Annotated in this window: 15 protein-coding genes and 4 tRNA genes; 11 read left to right on the top strand and 8 right to left on the bottom strand. The window is 45.3% G+C overall.

The genetic code is table 11. The features are described from left to right. Nucleotides 1-59 precede the first annotated feature (59 nt). The 5 genes from A9237_RS21605 to A9237_RS21585 all read right to left on the bottom strand — a co-directional run bounded on the left by A9237_RS21605 (nucleotide 60) and on the right by A9237_RS21585 (nucleotide 4,901). Nucleotides 60-1,055, bottom strand: coding sequence for a succinylglutamate desuccinylase/aspartoacylase family protein (locus A9237_RS21605; RefSeq protein WP_078609627.1), 996 nt, complete (start codon nucleotides 1,053-1,055; stop codon nucleotides 60-62). Between the two features lie 145 nt (nucleotides 1,056-1,200). Next, a complete protein-coding gene (yfcC, locus tag A9237_RS21600; RefSeq protein WP_005443800.1) occupies nucleotides 1,201-2,733 on the bottom strand; it encodes a putative basic amino acid antiporter YfcC in 1,533 nt (510 codons plus the stop codon). Nucleotides 2,734-2,951: 218 nt separating this feature from the next. Beyond that, nucleotides 2,952-3,278, bottom strand: coding sequence for a c-type cytochrome (locus A9237_RS21595; RefSeq protein ID WP_017190809.1), 327 nt, complete (start codon nucleotides 3,276-3,278; stop codon nucleotides 2,952-2,954). A gap of 78 nt (nucleotides 3,279-3,356) precedes the next feature. Continuing rightward, nucleotides 3,357-4,361 (bottom strand): low-specificity L-threonine aldolase, encoded by a 1,005-nt coding sequence (gene ltaE / locus A9237_RS21590; RefSeq protein WP_009696116.1) that lies wholly within the window; start codon nucleotides 4,359-4,361, stop codon nucleotides 3,357-3,359. Between the two features lie 24 nt (nucleotides 4,362-4,385). Further along, nucleotides 4,386-4,901, bottom strand: a complete 516-nt coding sequence (locus tag A9237_RS21585; protein WP_017818795.1) for an NUDIX hydrolase — start codon at nucleotides 4,899-4,901, stop codon at nucleotides 4,386-4,388. A 271-nt stretch (nucleotides 4,902-5,172) separates the two neighbouring features. Between A9237_RS21585 and A9237_RS21580 the strand changes: the two genes are divergently transcribed. The 11 genes from A9237_RS21580 to A9237_RS21530 all read left to right on the top strand — a co-directional run bounded on the left by A9237_RS21580 (nucleotide 5,173) and on the right by A9237_RS21530 (nucleotide 18,494). Continuing rightward, nucleotides 5,173-6,834 carry an ATPase RavA domain-containing protein gene (locus tag A9237_RS21580; RefSeq protein WP_009696114.1) on the top strand — a complete coding sequence of 554 codons (1,662 nt, stop codon included), beginning with the start codon at nucleotides 5,173-5,175 and terminating at the stop codon, nucleotides 6,832-6,834. A gap of 9 nt (nucleotides 6,835-6,843) precedes the next feature. Next, the gene (gene viaA, locus A9237_RS21575) at nucleotides 6,844-8,298 is read left to right on the top strand and encodes an ATPase RavA stimulator ViaA (protein ID WP_005443815.1); all 1,455 of its coding nucleotides are present in this window, start codon (nucleotides 6,844-6,846) and stop codon (nucleotides 8,296-8,298) included. A 234-nt stretch (nucleotides 8,299-8,532) separates the two neighbouring features. Next, nucleotides 8,533-8,606 (top strand) — tRNA-Cys (locus A9237_RS21570). A gap of 564 nt (nucleotides 8,607-9,170) precedes the next feature. Next, entirely contained in the window at nucleotides 9,171-12,458 is a 3,288-nt protein-coding gene (locus A9237_RS21565; protein WP_078609626.1) for a glycoside hydrolase family 3 protein, read from the top strand. A 166-nt stretch (nucleotides 12,459-12,624) separates the two neighbouring features. Continuing rightward, nucleotides 12,625-13,527, top strand: coding sequence for a LysR family transcriptional regulator (locus tag A9237_RS21560; RefSeq protein ID WP_039987637.1), 903 nt, complete (start codon nucleotides 12,625-12,627; stop codon nucleotides 13,525-13,527). A gap of 447 nt (nucleotides 13,528-13,974) precedes the next feature. Further along, nucleotides 13,975-15,681, top strand: coding sequence for a D-lactate dehydrogenase (gene dld, locus A9237_RS21555; protein WP_078609625.1), 1,707 nt, complete (start codon nucleotides 13,975-13,977; stop codon nucleotides 15,679-15,681). A 249-nt stretch (nucleotides 15,682-15,930) separates the two neighbouring features. Continuing rightward, nucleotides 15,931-16,017 (top strand) — tRNA-Leu (locus tag A9237_RS21550). A 97-nt stretch (nucleotides 16,018-16,114) separates the two neighbouring features. After that, nucleotides 16,115-16,190, top strand: a tRNA-Gly gene (locus A9237_RS21545). Nucleotides 16,191-16,195: 5 nt separating this feature from the next. Further along, nucleotides 16,196-16,269 (top strand) — tRNA-Cys (locus A9237_RS21540). Between the two features lie 318 nt (nucleotides 16,270-16,587). After that, nucleotides 16,588-18,111 carry an alpha-amylase gene (amyS, locus tag A9237_RS21535; RefSeq protein ID WP_078609624.1) on the top strand — a complete coding sequence of 508 codons (1,524 nt, stop codon included), beginning with the start codon at nucleotides 16,588-16,590 and terminating at the stop codon, nucleotides 18,109-18,111. Between the two features lie 137 nt (nucleotides 18,112-18,248). After that, the gene (locus A9237_RS21530) at nucleotides 18,249-18,494 is read left to right on the top strand and encodes a hypothetical protein (RefSeq protein WP_005440998.1); all 246 of its coding nucleotides are present in this window, start codon (nucleotides 18,249-18,251) and stop codon (nucleotides 18,492-18,494) included. 82 nt (nucleotides 18,495-18,576) lie between these two features. On the opposite strand, the gene A9237_RS21525 is transcribed toward A9237_RS21530, so the two are convergent. From A9237_RS21525 to A9237_RS21515, 3 genes are all read right to left on the bottom strand, one after another. Beyond that, nucleotides 18,577-19,365 (bottom strand): lipase family protein, encoded by a 789-nt coding sequence (locus A9237_RS21525; protein WP_005440995.1) that lies wholly within the window; start codon nucleotides 19,363-19,365, stop codon nucleotides 18,577-18,579. A gap of 127 nt (nucleotides 19,366-19,492) precedes the next feature. After that, nucleotides 19,493-20,440, bottom strand: coding sequence for a CHAD domain-containing protein (locus A9237_RS21520; RefSeq protein WP_078609623.1), 948 nt, complete (start codon nucleotides 20,438-20,440; stop codon nucleotides 19,493-19,495). An 81-nt stretch (nucleotides 20,441-20,521) separates the two neighbouring features. Further along, nucleotides 20,522-21,580 carry a hypothetical protein gene (locus A9237_RS21515; RefSeq protein ID WP_078609622.1) on the bottom strand — a complete coding sequence of 353 codons (1,059 nt, stop codon included), beginning with the start codon at nucleotides 21,578-21,580 and terminating at the stop codon, nucleotides 20,522-20,524. Between the last annotated feature and the right edge of the window lie 35 nt (nucleotides 21,581-21,615).

Here is a 21,615-nt window from a genome sequence, read left to right as displayed (position 1 = left end):
TTTGTGTCATTAGTTTGAATCTAACAGATTGAAATTACGAACTATTAAATTCAAAGGTATTACTTAATCAGTCGAACAACCAAAGAACCAGGTGCACGGATCGATTCAATGTTGTGGCTCAGCACTGTACCTTCAGTCGGCGCTGTGTAACGCTGAATCTCATCACCAAAGCTGTCGTATTGAATTGCAACCAATTGACCTTGTTCTACCTTATCCATCATCTTCACTTGTGGTAGTACAAAACCACCTAATTCAGCGCGAATGCTGATTATGTCTTTACCTTCTAGGCAAGGTGTGATTTCTGCAACTTCACCAGTTACTACGTCATGGCGAACAAGGATATTGAAGATGCCAGTCACGGTACGGTCGATCAGCTCTTGTTCTGTGTAACGACCCATGCCCACCTCGATGGTGATGCTTGGAATGCCGCTGTTGTTCCAGACGGTTTCAAGTACACCTGCGTCACCCGGATCGTTAAGAATCGCATCTGGGTTAATGAGGCGAGCCATTTCCAGAGATTGCTCAATACGGAAATCGGCAAAAACGTACAGCGGGTAAGCAGCACCAGTGGTTTGAGTGTGTAAATCAATCGCCAGTTCTGCGTTTGGCTTAAGAAGGTTATTCCACAAAGCAAATAGGAAGCGGTTTGCTTCGTTGCCGTTTGCATCGCCAGGGAAGAAACGGTTTAAGTTTGAAGGAGATGCATCTGGATCCGCAGAGAAGAAGTCACGGCTGTGGTTCAGCATACCCGTCAGGTTGATGGTCGGAACGACAGTTACAGTACCTGCGATGTCTTTACCAATCAGTTCACGAGCGGTCTTTTGAGCTGCTAAAACACCGTTGTATTCGTCACCATGAACACCTGCTGTGATCATGATTTTCTTACCCGGTTTTTCGCCTTTGAAAACCAACACAGGTAAATGTTGCCACTGAGATAGGGCGTTGGTTGCGATACGGAACCAAAACTTATGCTCGCCTGCAGGCAAGTCTGTTACGTCAAGAGATTGAATGACTTGATGACCTTGAATTACGTCATCCAGAAATTGTGTTGCCATTAAAGTTGTCACTCCAAAACATCTTACTTCGATGCTTGTTTGCCATACGGCTTGAATCAAAAAAGGCGAGAACTTGTCTCGCCTTATTCTTTATACCCAAACTCCGCTTTCGCGTTTAAGTTGCTTGGGGATATTGGTAATCAGTTTACGCAAAACCCATCACGTGAGCTGCGACGACGACAATGCTCGATAGGGTAAAGAGTAATAGCATAAAGCGCCAGCAGAATTTCGCCCAGTCACCCCAGTCGATACGACATACACCCAGTGTTGCCATTAGAGACGCTGAAGTAGGAACGATAACGTTAGTGAAACCGTCACCAAGTTGGAATGCTAGAACGGCTACCTGACGTGTAACGCCAGCGATGTCTGCAAGAGGAGACAATAGAGGCATTGTCAGCGCTGCTTGACCAGAACCTGAAGTCACGAAGAAGTTGAAGATAGATTGGAAAACATACATCAACCAAGCCGCAGCGACGTCAGGAAGACCGCTGATTACGCCACCAGCGCTGTTCAGGATCGAGTTCAGTACGCTTGCTTCATCAGTAGTACCGCCACCTAGGATAAGCAATACACCTTTCGCACAACCAACCAATAGAGCAGGAGCAAGCATGATTGCAGCACCTTCTTTAAATGCGTCAGCCGCACAGTTAAGCGTCATACCGTTCAGACGGAAGATCGTACCGATAATCGCAACAACAAAGCCCATTGTGAAGAATTGAGACGCGATTTCTGGGATGTACCATGCGTTAGCTACTACGCCCCAAACAACCCATACTGTCGTTGCGATAACCGTAAGGATAACTAGGGTGTCACCTAGGTTCCAACGTGAATCGTGGTCACCTAGCTCTTGCTGACGGAAGTATTTGTCAGTGCGACGGCTGTAAGAAAGCTCAGGGTTTGCTTTGATACGCGCTGCGTAGATCATAGTGAAAGCAATACCGATAAGTGTGAAGCCAGCCCACAGACCCATACGTACAGTCATACCAGACAGAACCGGAATACCAGCAATACCTTGCGCGATCGCTACCGAGAATGGGTTCATCCAAGACGTTGCAAAACCAATCTGAGTCGCAACGTAGGTCACCATTACTGTAGTGATGCCATCGTAGCCAAGACGAACCATTAGTGGTGCGATAATAATCGCAAATGCAACGGCTTCTTCACCCATACCAAATACTGCGCCGCCCAAAGAGAACAGCAAAAACAGAACTGGAATGAATAGCGCTTCGTTACCTTTGGTCTTATCGATAAGGCGTAAGATACCGTTGTCGATTGTGCCTGTGCGCATTACCACACCAAATGCACCACCGATAACCAGCATGAACATGATAACGCCAATCGCACTGCCCCATTTAGAGCCTGAAACCAGACCTTCGAATGGGAAGTTCATTAGACCAATGCCACCGCCTGAAGCGAACAGTCCAACCTTGTTGTAAACCAATTCACCGTTTTCGTCGGTTGCATAAGAGAAAGAAGATGGATCGATAACAGTACGAGTTTTTTCTGCACCGTCGACCATGTAGGTCACCTGTTGGCTATCGAAATGACCAGCAGGAATTAAGTAGGTAAGAATCGCAGCAAGAATACCAACAATGAAGATCAAAATGAGGGTATCAGGCATCTGCCATGATTTAGGGGTTGCCGCCGATTCCGATGGCTGAGCGTGTGTGTGAGACATAACCTATTTCACGTCGAATTATAGAAAGCATGAAATATCGATAAAATAGAATAAAAAGTCAATATTAACTGAGTTGATGAACTATAAATTCATCAATAATTTGATCTGAAGAGGGTTGAGTTGCTTATCAATGATTTATTGGTTAATTGTTTTGGTTAGATGTTGTGCGAATGAAAACGGAGTTAGGACTTGTGGTGATTCACAAGTCCCATAATTATTCACTTTTCTGCATGAGGTGTTTGTTCTGAATAAAACGCGGCAACATCGCGCAAATCTTCATCATTCAGCATGCGTAATTGGGCTGCCATCATTTCTGCCAAAGGACCTAAGCGAAGCCCATCTTGATAGGCTTTCATAGAATCATACAGGTACTGAGCATTCTGACCGGCTAGGTTAGGGTAAGCGTCGTTTGTCGTCATGCCGTTCGAACCATGACAGTAAACACAGCTTGGCGATTTAAGTTTGCCTTTATCAACGTCACCAAAAGGTTTCGCCACAACAGAGGAAGAGAGAAGAAGAGACGTTAGAAGCACGTATCTAAGCATGAAATGCACTCATTGTAGTTCTTGAAAGCGCATAGAATAAAGCTTCCCCTTAGGGGAAGCTCAATGATCAAAATCAAGTTAAAGCAGAGATTTAAGGCTAGATAGGAAGGTATCGATGTCTTGTGCCGAAATATCTTTGTGCGTCACGAAGCGGATTGGGTTTCCTGGCGTAATTGTTATGCCTTGCTCCTTCATCTTTTCAGCAATACCAGCAATATCCACTTGTGGATCAAGCTTGGCAAAGACGATGTTGGTTTGAACAAATTCTGGATTAACAGAGAAACCAGGCAATTCCGCTAAACCTTCCGCCAAGGTTTTTGCATTGATGTGGTCTTGTTTTAGCTGTTCTACTTGCTCGGTAAGGGCTAGTTTACCAGCTGCAGCAAGAATACCCGCTTGGCGCATACCACCGCCGACCATCTTTCTTAGGCGGCGTGCTTTTGCGATGTACTCTTTGCTACCAAGCAGTAGCGAACCAACAGGGGCAGCCAAACCTTTAGATAAACAGATAGTCATTGAATCAAAGTACTGACCAATCTCTTTGACTGGAACATCAAGCGCTACAGCTGCGTTGAATACGCGAGCGCCATCTAGGTGCATCTGCAAGTTATGTTTGTTCACAAACTCACGAGCCTCTGCAAGGTAGGAAAGAGGAATCACTTTACCGTTGATGGTGTTCTCTAAGCTAAGTAGGCGAGTACGTGCAAAGTGCGCGTCATCTGGCTTGATAGCTGCTTCTAGCTTATCAAATGGCAAGGTACCGTCTGGGTTGTTTTCAATCGGTTGAGGTTGAATAGAACCCAGTACCGCCGCGCCGCCAGCTTCATACTTGTAGTTATGCGCTTGCTGACCACATAGGTATTCGTCACCGCGCTCACAATGCGCCATTAAGCCAAGTAAGTTTGCTTGTGTACCAGAGGTCGTGAACATTGCTGCTTCAAAGCCCGCAAGCTCAGCAGCAAATTGCTCTAACTCGTTAACGGTTGGGTCATCACCGTACACATCATCGCCGACAGGAGCGGTAAACATTGCTTCACGCATTGCTTGGGTAGGTTGCGTAACGGTATCTGATCGAAAGTCCATAATTCTCTCCTCGGTCGAAAAGACCTAAATATAACCGCAAAGACGAGCTTTGCTTAGGCAAGCGATAGTTTTGGCATCGGTAATAATGCCTTGAATAATTTGTTGTTCGAGTTCTTCTCGTGACAATGTCACTACTTCAATCACTTCGTCGTCGTCGCACTCGTATCGATTGGTTTTGTTCAGTTGTTCGGCAACAAACAAGTACTGGATTTCATCACAGAAACCAGCAAGAGGGGTAACTTGACCAAGCGATGTGAACTTTTCGGCGCTATATCCTGTTTCTTCTTCCAACTCTCTTTGAGCACAGTGCAATGGATCTTCATCGCCTTCACGTGTGCCAGCAGGCAATTCAAGCAGCCATTTGTTAAGAGAGGGACGGAATTGATTAACAAGAACGATGTTGCCATCTGAAGTAATAGGTAAGATAACGGCAGCACCGGGGTGTTGGATAGTGGTATGTGTGATCATCCGACCAGTTGGTAGTTTAACTTCCTCTTCGACCAGAGAAATCTGCTTCCATTTATGAATTGTATTGCTCATGCAGTTGTGGATCCTAGCTGTAACCGCGCATTGACGTGTTTTGCACATTAACCACAAACCACCGGAAACAAAAGAAGAAAATGGTTTCATACTCTTGCGAAACCAGCACATTCAGTGAGTTATGTCTCATAAATGAAAACTATGGTTGCTCGCGCACGCGCGCGAAGAGCATCTGGTATAAACGAGGTTCACTAAAAAATACACTTGTAACAAAGTGATAACAAATGTATAAAATTATATATACAGCCTCAGTTCAACAGCCGGAGCTTCTATGATTCAACCATCTTTCGCATCTAATGCAGAAAAGGCGCTTCTTTCAGAGCGTATCAACAAGCTAGCGAAAGCGTTAACTGATGGCGTTTACGAACGCGAACACACCATCAAACTTTGCCTTCTTGCCGCTCTTGCCGGCGAAAGCGTCTTCCTTCTTGGTCCTCCAGGGATCGCAAAAAGCTTAATCGCAAAACGACTTATCCAAGCTTTTGATAATAGCAGTTATTTTGAATACCTCATGACGCGCTTCTCAACACCTGAAGAAGTGTTCGGTCCATTGAGCATTCAAGAGCTAAAAGACAACGGTCGTTATGTCCGTCTTACTCAAGGCTACTTACCAACGGCGCAAGTCGTTTTCCTTGATGAGATTTGGAAAGCAGGTCCTGCCATTCTGAACACGCTGTTGACCGTTGTGAACGAAAAGACATTTAAAAACGGTAGCGATATCGAACGTGTACCGATGCGTCTTTTGGTTTCTGCATCAAACGAGCTGCCAGATGAAGACAGTGGCTTGGACGCACTTTACGACCGTATGTTGGTGCGCGTGTTTGTAAACCGCATTCAGGATAAACAAAACTTCAAATCCATGCTGACAGTGGGTACGTCTCAAGAAGCGCAAGTTCCAGAGGGCTTGGCGATCACAGACGAAGAATACCACCGCTGGCAGCAGCAACTCGACAAACTTACTCTGACCGACAACGCATTCGAAAAGCTGTTCCAACTAAAAACCATGTTGGAAACCAAAGTTGAGTCTGAGTTTGGCGACGCATCATTAACAGACATGTACGTGTCAGACCGCCGTTGGAAGAAAGCGGTCAAGCTGCTTAAAGCAAGTGCGTTCTTTAATGGGCGTGACGAGATCAATCCACTTGATCTTCTGCTACTTCAAGATTGTTTATGGAACAGCCCTGAGTCACGCGATGTCGTTCGCGGTGTGATTCAAGAGTTCGCTCTTAAGCATGCCTTTGACCAGCAAGAAGCAGAACAAGAGATCGAATACTGTCGTGAATCTTTGGTTGATGTTCAGCATGAGCTTGAAGACAAATATCGCATGACGCTAAACGCAGAAGCGGCAACCGGTCTGCTTCGCAAAGAAACCATGAGCTTCGATACATCCAAAGCGAAAACTTACAAAGTCGGCGCGGCGGTGAATCTGGTTAAGCTGGTTATTCTGCAAAGCAACATGTCGGTCTCTGAATCAGAGAAGGGCGACAGCCGCTGGGTATATGTGCCAAAAGACGAGCTTGACCGAGTGATCAAAGAAGGTCATGGCGATGTGTATGGCTACGTGAACCAAAACACCAATATGTGTCGTCTGCGTTTTGATGTCGATGCTGCCAACAACCTAGTGATCCGTGACATTGCCAACCGCGGCGTGTTGGTGAGCTTGGTTACCCAGCAAGGTTTAGACGTTGAGCTTTACCAAAAATGGTTGGCAGAAAGCGAAAAAGCAGTCAGCCAATTGAGTGAAGCTGAACATCATATGCGTAAGGTTAAAGCCAACTTCCATGGCGCATTGCCGCACAGTTTCGTGGATCCAGAGTTACCACGTCTAATGGAGTCGAGTCTGCAACAGGTGAGCCAGAGACTTGAGTCTATTCAAGGTGAAAGCGAGAAGATCATTCAACGCTTCAAAAACTTACATCAGTTTTTCTCTTAAGGAGACGACATGTTAGGTGCAGACGGACTCAACTTAGCGCTCATGGTGGCGGATTCAGGCATCATTGACAGTGCGGTTAACGATTTAATGGCGCGTTCACAAGTCATGATGATGGCAGAAAACCGAGGTATGAAATCCTCAGTGAAAAACCATCTGCTTAAATGGCGTGGCAACGTGAAAAAGCGCATGACGAAAGTCTGTGAGACAGAGCGTTTTCAACAGGAACTCGCGCTCTACCAAGAAGTGATTTATTGGGATGAGAACGAGTTCTTTGAGCGCATTGATGACGTGATCAAGAAGCTTGAGTGGCACTCAGCATTTTACATGCAAGCGCGACGCATGATGGAGAAGAACAAAGGCGTGAACAACCCAATGTTCCCTCATTACTTCTGTGACCAGTGGTATCAAAGCCTTGCCGAGGCGATCAAACAAGCGCAAGTCTCTGAACTTGAAGAGAACAAAGAAAAAGTCCTTAACGACCTTTATCAGCGTATGGAAACCATGCGTAACATGGATAAAGTGACGGAGTCTGGTGACGAAGAAAGCGTAGGGCGTTTATGGGATATGGCGTCAGCTAAGTTAAGTAAAACTGACCTAACCGTGATGAAGCGCCACGCAGAGTTCCTTAAAAAGCACAAAGGCTTACAAGAAATCGCAGAACAGCTTGGTCGCATGGCGGGGCAAGTGAATGATCCTGACCTTAATCGCGCGCCAGCAGAAGAGCTGCAAATGGTTGAGGAAAAGAGTGACGAAGCAACAGACGATATCGTCGGTATTCATGAAAGTGACGATCTCAACAAACTGCTCCCTAACGAAACCATGTTTTTGGCGTACCCAGAGCTGGAAGTGGTGTTCTACAAGCATTTGGTTGATAAACGCTTGATGAACTACCGCACGCAAGGTAAGTCTCGCACACTGCGTAAGGTAAAAGCGCACAAACCAGATCATAAAGCGGTGGACGTTGAAAAAGGACCGTTTATCGTTTGTGTTGATGCGTCAGGCTCGATGAGTGGCTTCCCAGAGCAATGTGCTAAAGCTATGGCTTATGCACTGATGCAAATCGCTCTCGCTGAACAACGAGATTGCTACGTGATCATCTTCTCCACGGAGCACATTACTTACGAGTTAACGCGTCAGGATGGCTTACGTGAAGCTGCCGACTTTTTAACTTACAGCTTCCATGGTGGCACGGATTTGGAGCCAACGTTGATTAAATCCATCGATTTGATGAACAGCGACAAATACAAAAACGCCGACATGGTTGTTATTTCAGACTTCATTGCGCCAAAACAGCAAGATGAATTGCTTGCAAAAGTCGATGCGCTAAAAGCGAAGAAGAACCGCTTCCATGCTATTAGCTTGTCGAAGTACGGCAACCCAGCGTTAATGTCGATGTTTGACCACACTTGGTCTTACCATCCAAACGTAGTAGGACGCTTGTTTAAACGCGTTGCCAACGGTTAACCACGAGAGTTAAGAGAGAAAAGCGGCACTGATTGCCGCTTTTCTTTTGTCTATCTGTTTTGATTTGTCTTAACCAAAGTGAGTAAATCTGGACGGTTTAGGTCGAATTAACATCGGATTGGTTTAAAACAAAGCAAACAAACAGAAATTTTGGATTTTTGTTTGACTATATTTCCTGAATCCGTAAAGTAGCAACCAACGCAACGGGGCAGAGCCTTTAAGCGTAAACAATTTGGCGCCTTGGCAGAGTGGCTATGCAGCGGATTGCAAATCCGTGGACCTCGGTTCGACTCCGGGAGGCGCCTCCAAATTCTTAAAAAGAGACGTCTTTATGGCGTCTTTTTTTATACCTCAAATTCCCCTCGGTAAGCTCAATCATCCAATCTCATTTCTCTTGATGTTAACTTGGCAACCAACTTAAAACGCAGTAAAAAATAATCGACGTCATTTGTGTGAATATGCTTCAAAGTTATGCAACTTCATGCCAATTTAATTTGTTGAATATGGAAGAGTTATCACTAGTGCGTTTTTTCAAGATTTGAAAATAAATCACATTTCTATGAATCTGTGAAATAACGTTCACCTCATTAAAAAGTACCACGTGCCTTTTGCCATAGAGCTTCGCGCACCTCATCAAGACCAGCAATTTGTTTATTTGTTTCATGAACTAACGTGGTTATCCGATCGGCTAATTTCTGTGATTAACACAGATTTATTTATCATTTATTTCAGTAGTCTAAATAAAACCCCTGTAGTGAAAAATTAGTCGTGACTAGCACGTTTCTGACGTGTGGTCCCGTTGGATAACAAGATATTTCAGGAGCAATAACGTGCTACGAACAAAGAAAACAATCGTCAGTATTCTCGTCTCAATGGCGATGATCTCAGGCTGCAATGACTCAGACAGTGACACGATTTCAACCAGTCCAATTCCTTATTTTGCAGAATGGACGGATGTCGACAGTGCTATTAAGAAAGACGATGCAATGGAGGCAGAAATCCAACGTATCCTTGCGTTAATGACGCTGGAAGAAAAGGTGGGGCAAATGATTCAGCCCGACCTTCGCGAAGTCACTCCTGAAGAAGCGAAAGCCTATAAGCTAGGTTCTATCCTAAACGGCGGAGGCGGCTTCCCGAATGATGATAAATACTCAACCGCGCAAGATTGGGCGGACGAAGCGGATAAATTCTGGTTGGCACTAGAAGAAGCTTACGCAGAGAGAGGATTCCGAATTCCTTTTATGTGGGCAACCGATGCGGTTCATGGCCACAACAACGTTTTTATGGCGACGGTTTTCCCTCATAACATTGGTTTGGGTGCAGCTCGTAACCCTGATCTGATTGAAGAAATAGGAAAAGCGACCGCAAGAGAGGTTGTTGCGACCGGTCTTGATTGGACATTCGCACCGACCGTTGCCACGCCACGTGATTATCGCTGGGGCCGTGTATACGAAGGTTACTCGGAAGATCCTGAAATCGTGTATGAATACGCGAAGCGCATGGTAGAGGGGATTCAAGGTGGTGAAGAAGGCTTAAAAGGAGACACCAACGTAATCTCCAACGTGAAGCACTGGGTCGGTGACGGTGGTACGTTGGGTGGCGTTGACCATGGTGAGAACCGTTACACAGAAGAGTATCTGCGTAACATCCATGCAATGGGCTACATAGGTGGCTTGAATGCAGGCGCACAAGTGGTGATGTCTTCGTTTAACTCATGGTGGAACGATGCGAACTACGACCCTATGGTCGGTATCGACGGTGCTGAGGATGGTGGCGATTACATGCAAAACCAGAAAATCCACGGCTCACAATACCTGATTACTGACGTCTTGAAGGGCAAATTAGGCTTTGACGGCTTAGTCGTCACAGACTGGAACGGACAAGGTGAGATCAACGGCTGCACAGCAGCAAACTGTCCGCAAGCTGTAATCGCAGGTAATGATGTGTTTATGGTGACCTCGCGTAACGATTGGCAAGCGTTCTACCAAAATGTGATTGACCAAGTACACGCAGGCATTATCCCAATGTCTCGTATTGATGATGCCGTAACCCGTATTCTCCGCGTCAAAATGCGTGCAAACCTTTGGGAGAAACCTAAACCATCTGAGCGTTCGTTAGCGGGTGATCAATCCGTGCTTAGCGCGCCAGAACACGTCGCCATTGCGCGCCAAGCAGTTTCAGAATCGTTAGTTCTCTTGAAGAACCAAGACCAAATTCTACCTCTGAAATCAGATGCGAAATTCTTGGTAACGGGTTCTGCTGCCAACGACATTACCAAACAAACTGGTGGTTGGTCTCTTACTTGGCAAGGTGATGGCAACACGATAGAGAAAGACTTCCCGAACGCACAAACGGTGCTTATGGCAATGCAGCAAGAAGCTGGTGAAGAAAACGTCTTTACTGATGCTTCTGCAACAACACCTGAAGAAGCTATTGCGCTTGTGGTTATCGGTGAAGATCCTTATGCAGAAATGTTTGGTGACATCAGCAAAGCACAAACACTTGAATTCTCGAAGCTAAAAGCCTCTTATCAAGCGGATTTTGATACGATCAAAACGCTAAAAGAGCAGGGATACAAAGTGGTTACAGTATTCTTCTCTGGTCGTCCGCTTTACGTCAATGAAGAGATCAACAACTCTGATGCATTCGTTGCAGCTTGGCTGCCGGGAACGGAAGGTTTAGGTATTACGGATGTATTGTTCGCAAAAGATGGCGCGGATTTCAAAGGCAAACTCTCTTACTCGTGGGGCGCTAAGAAGTGTTCGACCACAATCAACCGCAAGGCACTCAACATCCCTAGTTACACAACACCTATTGATGGCATAAACGGTGAGTTGATTGAGCAGGATATTGAAGGCGAACATAAGCCGTTATTCCCGTACGGTTATGGTTTGAACTACGCGAACCAGACCGATGTCCCAGCGCTGTATGAGGATTTAAGCGAGATTCCACTCGATCCACGTGATTATGGCTGTGGTATGGACGAGCCAGACAATGGTATTGCTGAGTTCCCATTAGAGATCTTCGGTAAAGACGCAAAAGACGAGTTTGTTGCGAGAATGTCTGGCAGTGCGAATGGTTGGGCTGGCGTGGAAATCAGCAAAGACACCACCACAATTGGCTCAGTAACGACGAAAGGCATTAACTACGATGGCATGCAGCAGTCAGCAATCAACGTAAAATTCTCTGGAGAAACTGGCGACTTCGTTGGTAATTCAGCCGCGCAAATTTACATGCAAACGCCAGATGAAAAGGGTTCCGACTACAACAGTTACATGAATGCCGATTCAACTTTGGAGTTTGATATTCGCATGGTAACTACAGCGCCAGAGAGCTTAGTGCTGTCGACACACTGTGAGTATCCTTGCCGTGGTGAGGTAAACATCAACAAAGTGTTACCAGAACCGTCAGATAGCATTTGGACGACGGTCAAAGTTCCGCTCCAGTGTTTGAAGGATACCGGGATGAGTTTCCAAATGTTGAACACGTCTTTCTTGATGTATTCAACTGAAGCTGTGGAGTTTGATTTGGGTAAGATTCGTTATGTTCCGAACCCAGATGGATTACCTGAGGATGCTGTTAGCTGTGAAGACATGCTTGATGAAGCGCTACCACCATTGACTGGGGATATGTACAACATCATTACCGACTTTAACGCACAGATAAATACCTCAGACCAATACACGACAGAAGGCTGGGGACCTATCCCTGACGGTGAAATCCACATGACGGCAACACAAACTGCTGATGGTGCATCGGTTACTTATAACAGCGCGAGTCCAGAGGCTTACAAAGGCCTGCTGCATTTTAACTTTGATGCACAGAACTTAGAAAACTTTGTTGAAGCGGGTTCGTTGGTGTTTACGGTGAACGTATCGACGTTGGGGACGCAAAAGCCTGACAACGATCAAACCGGATTGGTGTTGAAGCTGGCGAATGCTGATGGGGATACTGGTGACATCTTTGTCACGGAATTGGCCGGGGAGAATATTACGCTGAATACGGATATTAAAGTGACCGTGCCAATGGCCAACTTCGCAGAGAAGTTTGATAACAAGTACTGGGCTCAAACTGTTAAGACGTTCACTATCTTCCCTGCATGGGCAAATACCCAAGCTGGCGTAGAGTTTGAAATCCGTGATATTCACTTCACGAAGTAAACAAACCGTCTAGGAACATTATTCAATTAAGTAGAAACAAGGCGAGCCTTATTAGCTCGCCTTTCTCGTTGAGGAAGCCTTTAAAAGCCAAGTGTGAACTTTCTTGCGGCAATCTATGGAAAATCTCTTTAGAATGTCTTCTTCGACAAGGAAGCAGTGAAGACACATGAGAAATACCGACGACTACATTATTTTCTATCATTTGGTTGAACAGGGTTCATTCAGCGCCGCTGCAAGACAAATGGAACTTACTAAGTCGGTCGTCAGTAAGCGCATTGCCAAATTAGAGCAGGAGATAGGTGTTCAACTGCTTTATCGAACCACACGCACGCTTAAACTGACAGAAGCAGGGCAATCCTTCTTCGAACATGCTCGTAGTGTCTACCAAGCCGTCGCAACTGCAGAAGAATCTATTGTTGGTTTGGGTAAGAGTCTATCTGGCAACATCAAGATTACCGTTCCGACCATCTCTGGTGAACTTATCCTTCCTACCGTTATTTCTGAATTCAACCAAGCTTATCCAGATATCAACATTGATATGGAGCTGGACAATCGGTTTGCCGACATCGTCAATGAAGGTTTTGATCTTGCCATTCGTACTGGGGTTTTGCCTGACTCAAGCCTGATAGCACGCAAGCTCGTCGATGCAAACTGGATTGTGTGTGCATCGCCTAGGTACGTCGCCAAACATGGCAAACCAAAAACGCCGGACGATCTCACTAAGCACAACTGCTTGGTTTACGCCTATCAAGAGACAGGGGCTCGTGAGTGGGCTTTCAAGCGTGATGATGAGGTGTATCAGGTTAAGGTGGATGGGAATCTATGTACCAATAACTCATCTGCGTTACGCAACGTCGCTTTGCTAGGGCAAGGTATCATTTATGTGCCTCGGGTGCTGGTTTATGAAGACTTGCAACAAGGTAAGCTGATTCAGTTGTTTAAAGACGAAACGGCTAAGTGCTTGGGCATTTATGCCGTGTACCCATACACACGTCAGCAACCAGAAAAGATTAAGATCTTTATCGAGCATCTGTATCAATGCTTTCAACGTCGTAGCCATCAATTCTAGTGGCTCAACTTTTCTCAAAGGAATGATTCTTCTTTGATCGAAGGAATTAGCTCTAAATTTTAAACTCTCCAATCTATCGACTTTCTTCATTAACCGACAATGTCACAGCCATATAACGCTGCTATAACGTCATGGTGTTCACATGTTGTGGTTTTGTTTTGACTGAATATTCTTTCAAGGTCAGGTATATAAGGCCTTGTTGACCCTTTCGACTTTCATTTTATTCGATATCGTGCACATTTGTTAACAATGTACTTTGCTATTGTTTCTTTTTGGAAACGATAAGTTTCTTTGTTGATTTTACAGTTCTCACAATTTTAAGTAATTGAATGTATGGGTAATTAATGTAGTTAACTTTATCTGGACGCCGTTATCGGACTTTGGTGGCATGGACGTTCAGATTCGGACTACTTATATTGGCTGGGCATAATAACTAGAGATACGGATATGAAACAGAAGCAGCTCATCGACGCGTTTGTCACCATTGTCGGGGAAGAAAATGTCCTTACCGATCAAATCAAAACCAAGTATTACCGCAGCGGTTTTCGCTCAGGCAGCGGCACGGCGTTGGCGGTGGTTTTTCCTAAGACTCTGCTAGAGCAGTGGAAGGTCATCCAACAATGTGTGGACAATAATTGCATCATCATCATGCAAGCAGCCAAGACGGGCCTGACCGAAGGCTCTGCGCCAAGTGGTAGTGATTACGACCGTGATGTGGTGGTGATCAATATTACCAAGATGAAGCAAATCTATCTGTTAGACGGCGGTAAGCAAGCAGTTTGTCTTCCGGGAGCAAGTTTACATTCTTTAGAAAAAGAGCTGCGAACGGTTAATCGTGCGCCGCATTCAGTGATTGGTTCTTCCTCTCTTGGCGCAACTGTCGTGGGCGGTATTGCAAACAACTCTGGTGGCGCTTTGGTTAAACGTGGCCCTGCTTATACAGAGTTAGCCATATTCGCTCAGGTGGACAAAGACGGTAAGCTCAATCTTGTTAACCACCTTGGTATTGAAGGATTAGGCTCGACACCTGAAGAGATCTTACAGAACATTCAGGATGGTAACTTCGACCCAGATAAAGTGATTCATGATGAACGCATGGCGTCGGATAAAGAATATGACGAACGTGTTCGTGATGTGACTTCTGATATCCCATCGCGCTTTAATGCTGACGAACGTCGTCTGTACGAGGCGAGCGGTTGTGCGGGTAAGCTTGGCGTGTTCGCTGTTCGAGTCGATAGCTATCCAATCCCTGAGAAAGAGCAGGTGTTCTACCTAGGTACTAACGATCCAGATAAATTGACCAAGCTGAGAAAAGACTTCCTTACTCAATTCGAAAACTTACCAGAAATGGGTGAGTACCTTCACCGTGATATTTTCAACATGGCAGAAAAGTACGGTAAAGACGTTTTCCTTTCTATCGATTTATTAGGCACAGACAATCTGCCTAAGATGTTCTCGCTTAAAGCTAAGGTTGAAAACTTCTTAGAGCGTGTTCCTTTAGTCAGCAAATACCTGCCAGATACTATTCTCTACTATGCGAGCAAGTTATTCCCGCAGCATCTTCCTAAGCGCATGTTGGAATACCGTGATAAGTACGAGCACCATCTTGTACTTAAAATGAGTGACGGCGGCATTGCCGAAGCGCAGAAATACCTAAAAGAGGTGTGGGCGGCTGAGCACGATAGTGACTTCTTTGAATGTACACCAGAAGAGGGCAAGAAAGCGTATCTACACCGTTTTGCAGCAGCAGGTGCAGCAATTCGTTACGAAACCATTCACCGCAAGGAAGTGGAAGACATTGTGGCTCTTGATATCGCGTTACGACGTAACGATGAGGAATGGTTAGAAACATTACCTGAGGAAGTGAGTAAGAACCTGGTTAAGTCCCTCTATTACGGTCACTTTATGTGTTATGTATTCCACCAAGACTATGTATTCAAAAAGGGTACCGACACCAAGCTGATGAAGAAGCTAATGTTGGAACACCTGAACAGTCGCGGCGCTAAATACCCAGCGGAACACAACGTAGGGCATCTGTACGAAGCGGAAAACTCGCTGCAAAAGTTCTACCATCAACTTGATCCAACCAATACCTTTAACCCAGGCATAGGTAAAATGGATCGCTACAAGCGCAATTGTAACTGCTGTGCGTAAGCACTAAACCGATATGATGTGGAGAGTCGCTTAATACAGCGGCTCTTTTTTTATCAAGAAATAGTGGAATAAGCCGTTTGAGTTTTAATCGAATTGCTCAACTCCCATACGTTCAGTCGTGTTTTTAACCATCTGAATCAAAAAGAATAAATTTATTGTTGACCTAAAATCTTAATCCGTTAAAGTACGCCTCGTTCTCACGGCGAAGGTCGTTAGAACAGATGGTGTTACCATCGCATTGATTGCGTTGCCCTGGTGGTGGAATTGGTAGACACAAGGGATTTAAAATCCCTCGACGTTCGCGTTGTGCCGGTTCAAGTCCGGCCCGGGGCACCATCCGAAAATTGAGTGGGTGAATTTAATATCCCGCCGTCGAGTTGACCGGCCGAGTGTCGGACCATCAATTCCGGCTCGGGACTCCTTCTCAAATTATGCGACACTAGCTCAGTTGGTAGAGCGCAACCTTGCCAAGGTTGAGGTCACGAGTTCGAACCTCGTGTGTCGCTCCAGTTGAGGCGCCTTGGCAGAGTGGCTATGCAGCGGATTGCAAATCCGTGGACCTCGGTTCGATTCCGGGAGGCGCCTCCATTCTTTTCGAAAGCTCGTCATTATGACGGGCTTTCTTCGTTTTAGCGCAATGAAATCGACGCGCTTTAATCCCTCTTTCTGCTGTTTACTTATTATCTCCTCCCTGATTATTTGATCGGGATTCAATAATTGCACTCAATTGGTTGTTGATTTTATAAATGTTACACATCTCAATAATTGTAGAGGGTGATTGGTGATAATTTCTCCACGATTGTAGTCCGAACTTTTTGTTGTACAACAGACGGTTAGTTGGATTTCTTCTACCTGTCTTGCGGCTCTCTAAGTTCGGGCTTCGTCCTAAAACGTGAGAGAAAAATAATGAAAACATTCAACCTTAAACCCACACTTTTACCTTTAACTTTGCTGCTCAGTTCGCCGGTAATGGCGGCTCAAAATGGAACCATGATGCAGTATTTCCATTGGTATGTGCCAAATGACGGCGCACTCTGGACACAAGTTGAAAACAACGCGCCAGCACTATCGGACAACGGCTTTACCGCGTTATGGCTACCGCCTGCCTATAAAGGCGCTGGTGGCAGCAACGACGTCGGTTATGGCGTTTACGATATGTATGACTTGGGGGAGTTTGATCAAAAAGGATCGGTGCGAACCAAATACGGTACTAAAGACCAATACCTCGATGCCATCAAAGCGGCACACGCAAATAACATTCAAATTTATGGTGATGTAGTGTTTAACCACCGTGGCGGTGCGGATGGTAAATCGTGGGTCGACACCAAGCGAGTCGATTGGAACAACCGAAATATTGAGCTCGGCGACAAATGGATTGAAGCTTGGGTCGAATTTAGCTTCCCGGGGCGTAATGACAAATACTCAGATTTCCACTGGACGTGGTATCACTTTGATGGGGTCGACTGGGATGACGCAGGTAAAGAGAAAGCGATCTTCAAATTCAAAGGTGACGGCAAAGCATGGGATTGGGAAGTCAGTTCTGAAAAAGGCAACTACGACTACCTCATGTACGCAGATTTAGACATGGACCACCCAGAAGTGAAGCAAGAGCTGAAAGACTGGGGCGAGTGGTACCTAAACATGACGAGTGTGGATGGTTTCCGAATGGACGCGGTTAAACACATCAAATACCAGTACCTACAAGAGTGGATCGATTACTTGCGTTGGAAGACAGGCAAAGAGCTGTTTACTGTGGGTGAGTACTGGAACTACGACGTGAACAATCTGCATAACTTTATCACTAAGACTTCTGGCAGCATGTCATTGTTTGATGCACCGCTACACATGAACTTCTATAACGCTTCGCGCTCGGGTGGAAACTTCGATATGCGCCGTATCATGGATGGCACCTTGATGAAGGACAACCCAGTGAAAGCGGTAACACTGGTCGAGAACCATGATACGCAACCATTGCAAGCGCTGGAGTCTCCGGTTGATTGGTGGTTCAAGCCTCTTGCGTACGCGTTCATTTTGCTTCGTGAAGAAGGTTATCCGTCAGTGTTCTACGCGGATTACTACGGCGCACAATACAGCGATAAAGGACACGACATCAATATGGTGAAAGTGCCTTACATTGAGCAGTTGGTGAAAGCCCGTAAAGATTATGCTTATGGCAAGCAGCACTCGTACCTTGATCATTGGGATGTGATTGGTTGGACACGAGAGGGGGATGCGGAACACCCGAACTCAATGGCGGTTATCATGAGTGATGGCCCTGGCGGTACAAAATGGATGTACACAGGTTCACCAAGTACGCGTTACGTCGATAAGTTAGGTATTCGCACCGAAGAAGTCTGGACTGACGCCAACGGTTGGGCAGAGTTCCCAGTGAACGGTGGTTCGGTTTCTGTTTGGGTCGGCGTTAAATAATCAGGCTCGCAGAATTGCAGGTGTGACCAATTTCGAAAATAGTGCGCATTTAATCAATGTCTTGTTTGATATTCATGAAACATATGCGTAACTTTATACCTGAGCATTATCAGTAGGCAGATTAAGGAATGGAATCTATGGCTGACGTTTTGATTGTTGCGATTGTATTCGGTGCAATATTTGGTGGTGGTATCGTTAAGCTGATTCTCAATCATCGAAAAGAAGTGAGAGCGCTCGAAATTTCTGAGCGTAAGCAGATGAATAAAGAAGAGCGAGATGGTCTTAATAAACAAATAGAAGACCTGAAACAGCGCGTCGAAGTATTAGAGCGTATCGTTACTGACAACAAATACCAACTTGATAAAGAAATTGCGTCTTTGTAATTCTGAACCAAGAAGAAAGAGCCAGTTTAATTCTGGCTCTTTTTGTATCTGCTCCTTTTTCCTGATTGCGCGAAGCAATGGATTACCGCTCATCAAAGAAGTCTTTGTTTCGAATGTACTTACTCATCAAGTGGTAAGAAAAAGGGCGTATCAACCAACTTACCAAAGAGCGTCCAAGCCTCATCAGAGTTGGTGTGTTCTCGTAAATCCTACCGTTATAAAGCCAAAGCATTTTGCCCACATGCCAGTAGAGAAAAGGCACCGGAGGCATAAAGGTGACAATGTCGATGTCGCAGCAGATTCGATAGGTTTTGTGTCCTAACTTGTATCGCTTTTTAAATGTCCAATCACCAATTGCTGGCTGACCAAACGTTACTACTCGCTTGATGCTTTTGGGGTACTTACGTTCGATATAGTCGGCAAACACGCTGCCAATTGCGCCGCCCGACGAATGCCCAGTAATAGTGATGCGCTTGCCTTGTAGAATCAGCGGTACGACGGTGGCTTCTAGTCGCTCAATCACGCTCAAACCAAGACGATCTTCATTTCGAGAAGGTTGGCTTTCTTGAAATAACAAATGGTAGAAACCTGCATGGATGCGATAGTTAAGCCCAAGGCGCTTGCAGCTACGAGTCCACATGGCAAAGTTCAAAAGCCAATCGCTAATGCTGTGTGAGCCCTTAATGACAACAACGACTTCTGTGCGCTTTTTACTCCATAAAACACGGATCATGGTTTTGCCAAACTCGTTTTTAATGATCCGCTGTCCATTAGGGTCAAACCCATAGCGGGTCTGTTTAAAGACTCTGGGGTAGGCAAGGTTGCAGAGTACGGCGTAGCGTTCGTATTGGTATCGTTTTAGAGGCTTCACGTTGTTGTTCTTTGTCTTAGTTAATTTCAAACTCTAGACGTCAAATGTGAAAAGAACATGAACCTGTATGGAAAGGCAAAATAAACAGCTCAGCCTATAGCGTTTATTTTTATGGCTTGGGTATAAACTAAGCATAAATGGTGAGAGCATCGCTTCTCTTTATCTCACGTTTGAAGGTTTTTAAGTCAGCGAAAATCGCCAGCTTGGCGGATTGATGGTCTTTTTCTACCAATGTTAATAGCTGACCAATCGCCTTACGCTGTGGCTTGGTGAATTGCTTATCGTTTTGTTGCTTACGAAAGAAGTCGAGCTGATTGGAAGTATCGTTAAACGCGCCGAGGCGGTCTTGAAGTTGCTTCAACTGTTTTACATTCGCTCTGTGCTGTATTCCAAGGTGGCCTTGGTGAGGAACATACAAAGGAGCAAAGTATTCAAGCAAGTAACGGAGCTTCTTACATTCAATCCTCAATTGATGAACTTCACCATCGTTGCTTTTTCTGTTCAAGCCTTTACATGCATTGCTTACCAACTTGTAGTGGTGGAGGATCCTTTTGTTCGAACAAACAACAATGGATTCGACATCGTCCACTTCATATTGAGATGCTCGGCGAAGGCTGTTTTCAATCATGACGCAGGTTTTGAGATAGCTATCAGAGGTGAGCCATTGCCTAACAGATTTGAGTGCTTCGATTTGTTGCGTTTCAATTACGTCAAAAACCGACGCCAATTTATCTTGGTATTCCGGTGATCGATTTAAGTAATGCTCTCTATCGATGAGAAACACATCTAAGTCGCGTAATGTGTTGGTCTGCTTCATTAGCAACTTTAAGTTTGGCTTGAGCAGTTTGAATTCAAAGGGGCAAAAATTAGGCTTAAGAAGCAGTAGTAGAGAGTGAATGCGTCGTAAAGTGACTCGATACTGATGGTTAAACTCAGGTTCCGTTTCGGTAATTACGCCTTTTTCGAGTGTTCTTGCGTAGTCGAATTCATGCATTAGATGACGGGGTAAAAGAAAGCTCAGATCTGAATCTGCACTCAATCTAAAGTCCGCAACCTTCTTGTTGGGAAGCTTCATCGCCATCCTCCTACATCAAACATGGTTTAATTTTAGGAGGTGACGACCAGTTCTACCTATTTCAGCTAACAAATATTTCGGCTAATTGGCGGCTTGGTGAAGAAATTCAAGCTGTTGCTTTTCTTTATCACTCATTTCATAAGGTTCATCGGATAGGGTATTCGAATCATATGACCCAATAGGATAAGATTCTGCTTTACTTTGGCCATACTGTGCTTTTTCACCTGGGAAACCAGACATGCGTTCTATCATGATGTCACGAAGTTCATACTCGGCTCTTCCATTGGGTAAGACATTGTGGAACGCTTTTAGCTCCACGGTTTGTTCTCCTTCAGCCAGTTGTTTCTTTTGTACTAAGGAGGCCACTGCCGAGCCGTTTGATTGATATAAACTGCCACGGACTCGATAGATTCCCGCTTTGTCGACTTGAACCGTAATAGGAATCACCATGTCGGAATTATTCGATGATGCTTGGTCTACATTGATAATGCTAGCTACAGAGTGATAAAGGCGTAAATCCGCACTGATGACATCTTCACCTTGCTCAAAGCTGATGCGTGCCACCAATCTTAATTCTTGTGGCCAGTTTGCTTCTGGTGTTATTTGCCAACCACTCTCTTGAACACGAAGAGTGGTGAGGGTTTGCTGGCTTTCTACGTCAATAATGTCGAGTGACGCGGTCACGTAGTTTGCCGATGATTTTAAGCGAACATCAATCTTGTCTGGATAAAAATGACGATATTTGTCCAAGCTTAATGCTGCTTTGGCTTCTCCATTCAACACTGGAACAGGGACCTCTTCAAAATGATTCCAGTCGAGATACGGGCTGTTCTTATCTGTGATGGGAGTAGAGTAGGCTGGATACTGTAAGACCTCTTCGTGACGTTCTGCAATCAAAGATAAGTCATGGGAAGAAGTCATATCTTCAATCACATCGACGCTCTCTTCTTTGGGAGGTAATGGCGCGCCCTCCATAGTGATGGTTTCGCTCGGTGTTGGCTTGGGCAAAGCGGCTGTTTGATTCTGCTGGGCTAGTTGTTGCTTCGCGGAGTCATCGTCTTGATTTTGTTGCGATAGAAACAACGCCGTAGCCCCAATCAAAACGAAAGCCGCAATGGCGATTGGCTTTTTGTTACTCATAATCGATCTCTTGCATCGTGCTTTGTGTGAGAAGA

Origin of the sequence: Vibrio owensii (assembly GCF_002021755.1) — a bacterium.
GTDB lineage: Bacteria > Pseudomonadota > Gammaproteobacteria > Enterobacterales > Vibrionaceae > Vibrio > Vibrio owensii.
This window is presented reverse-complemented; position numbering and strand designations above follow the sequence as displayed.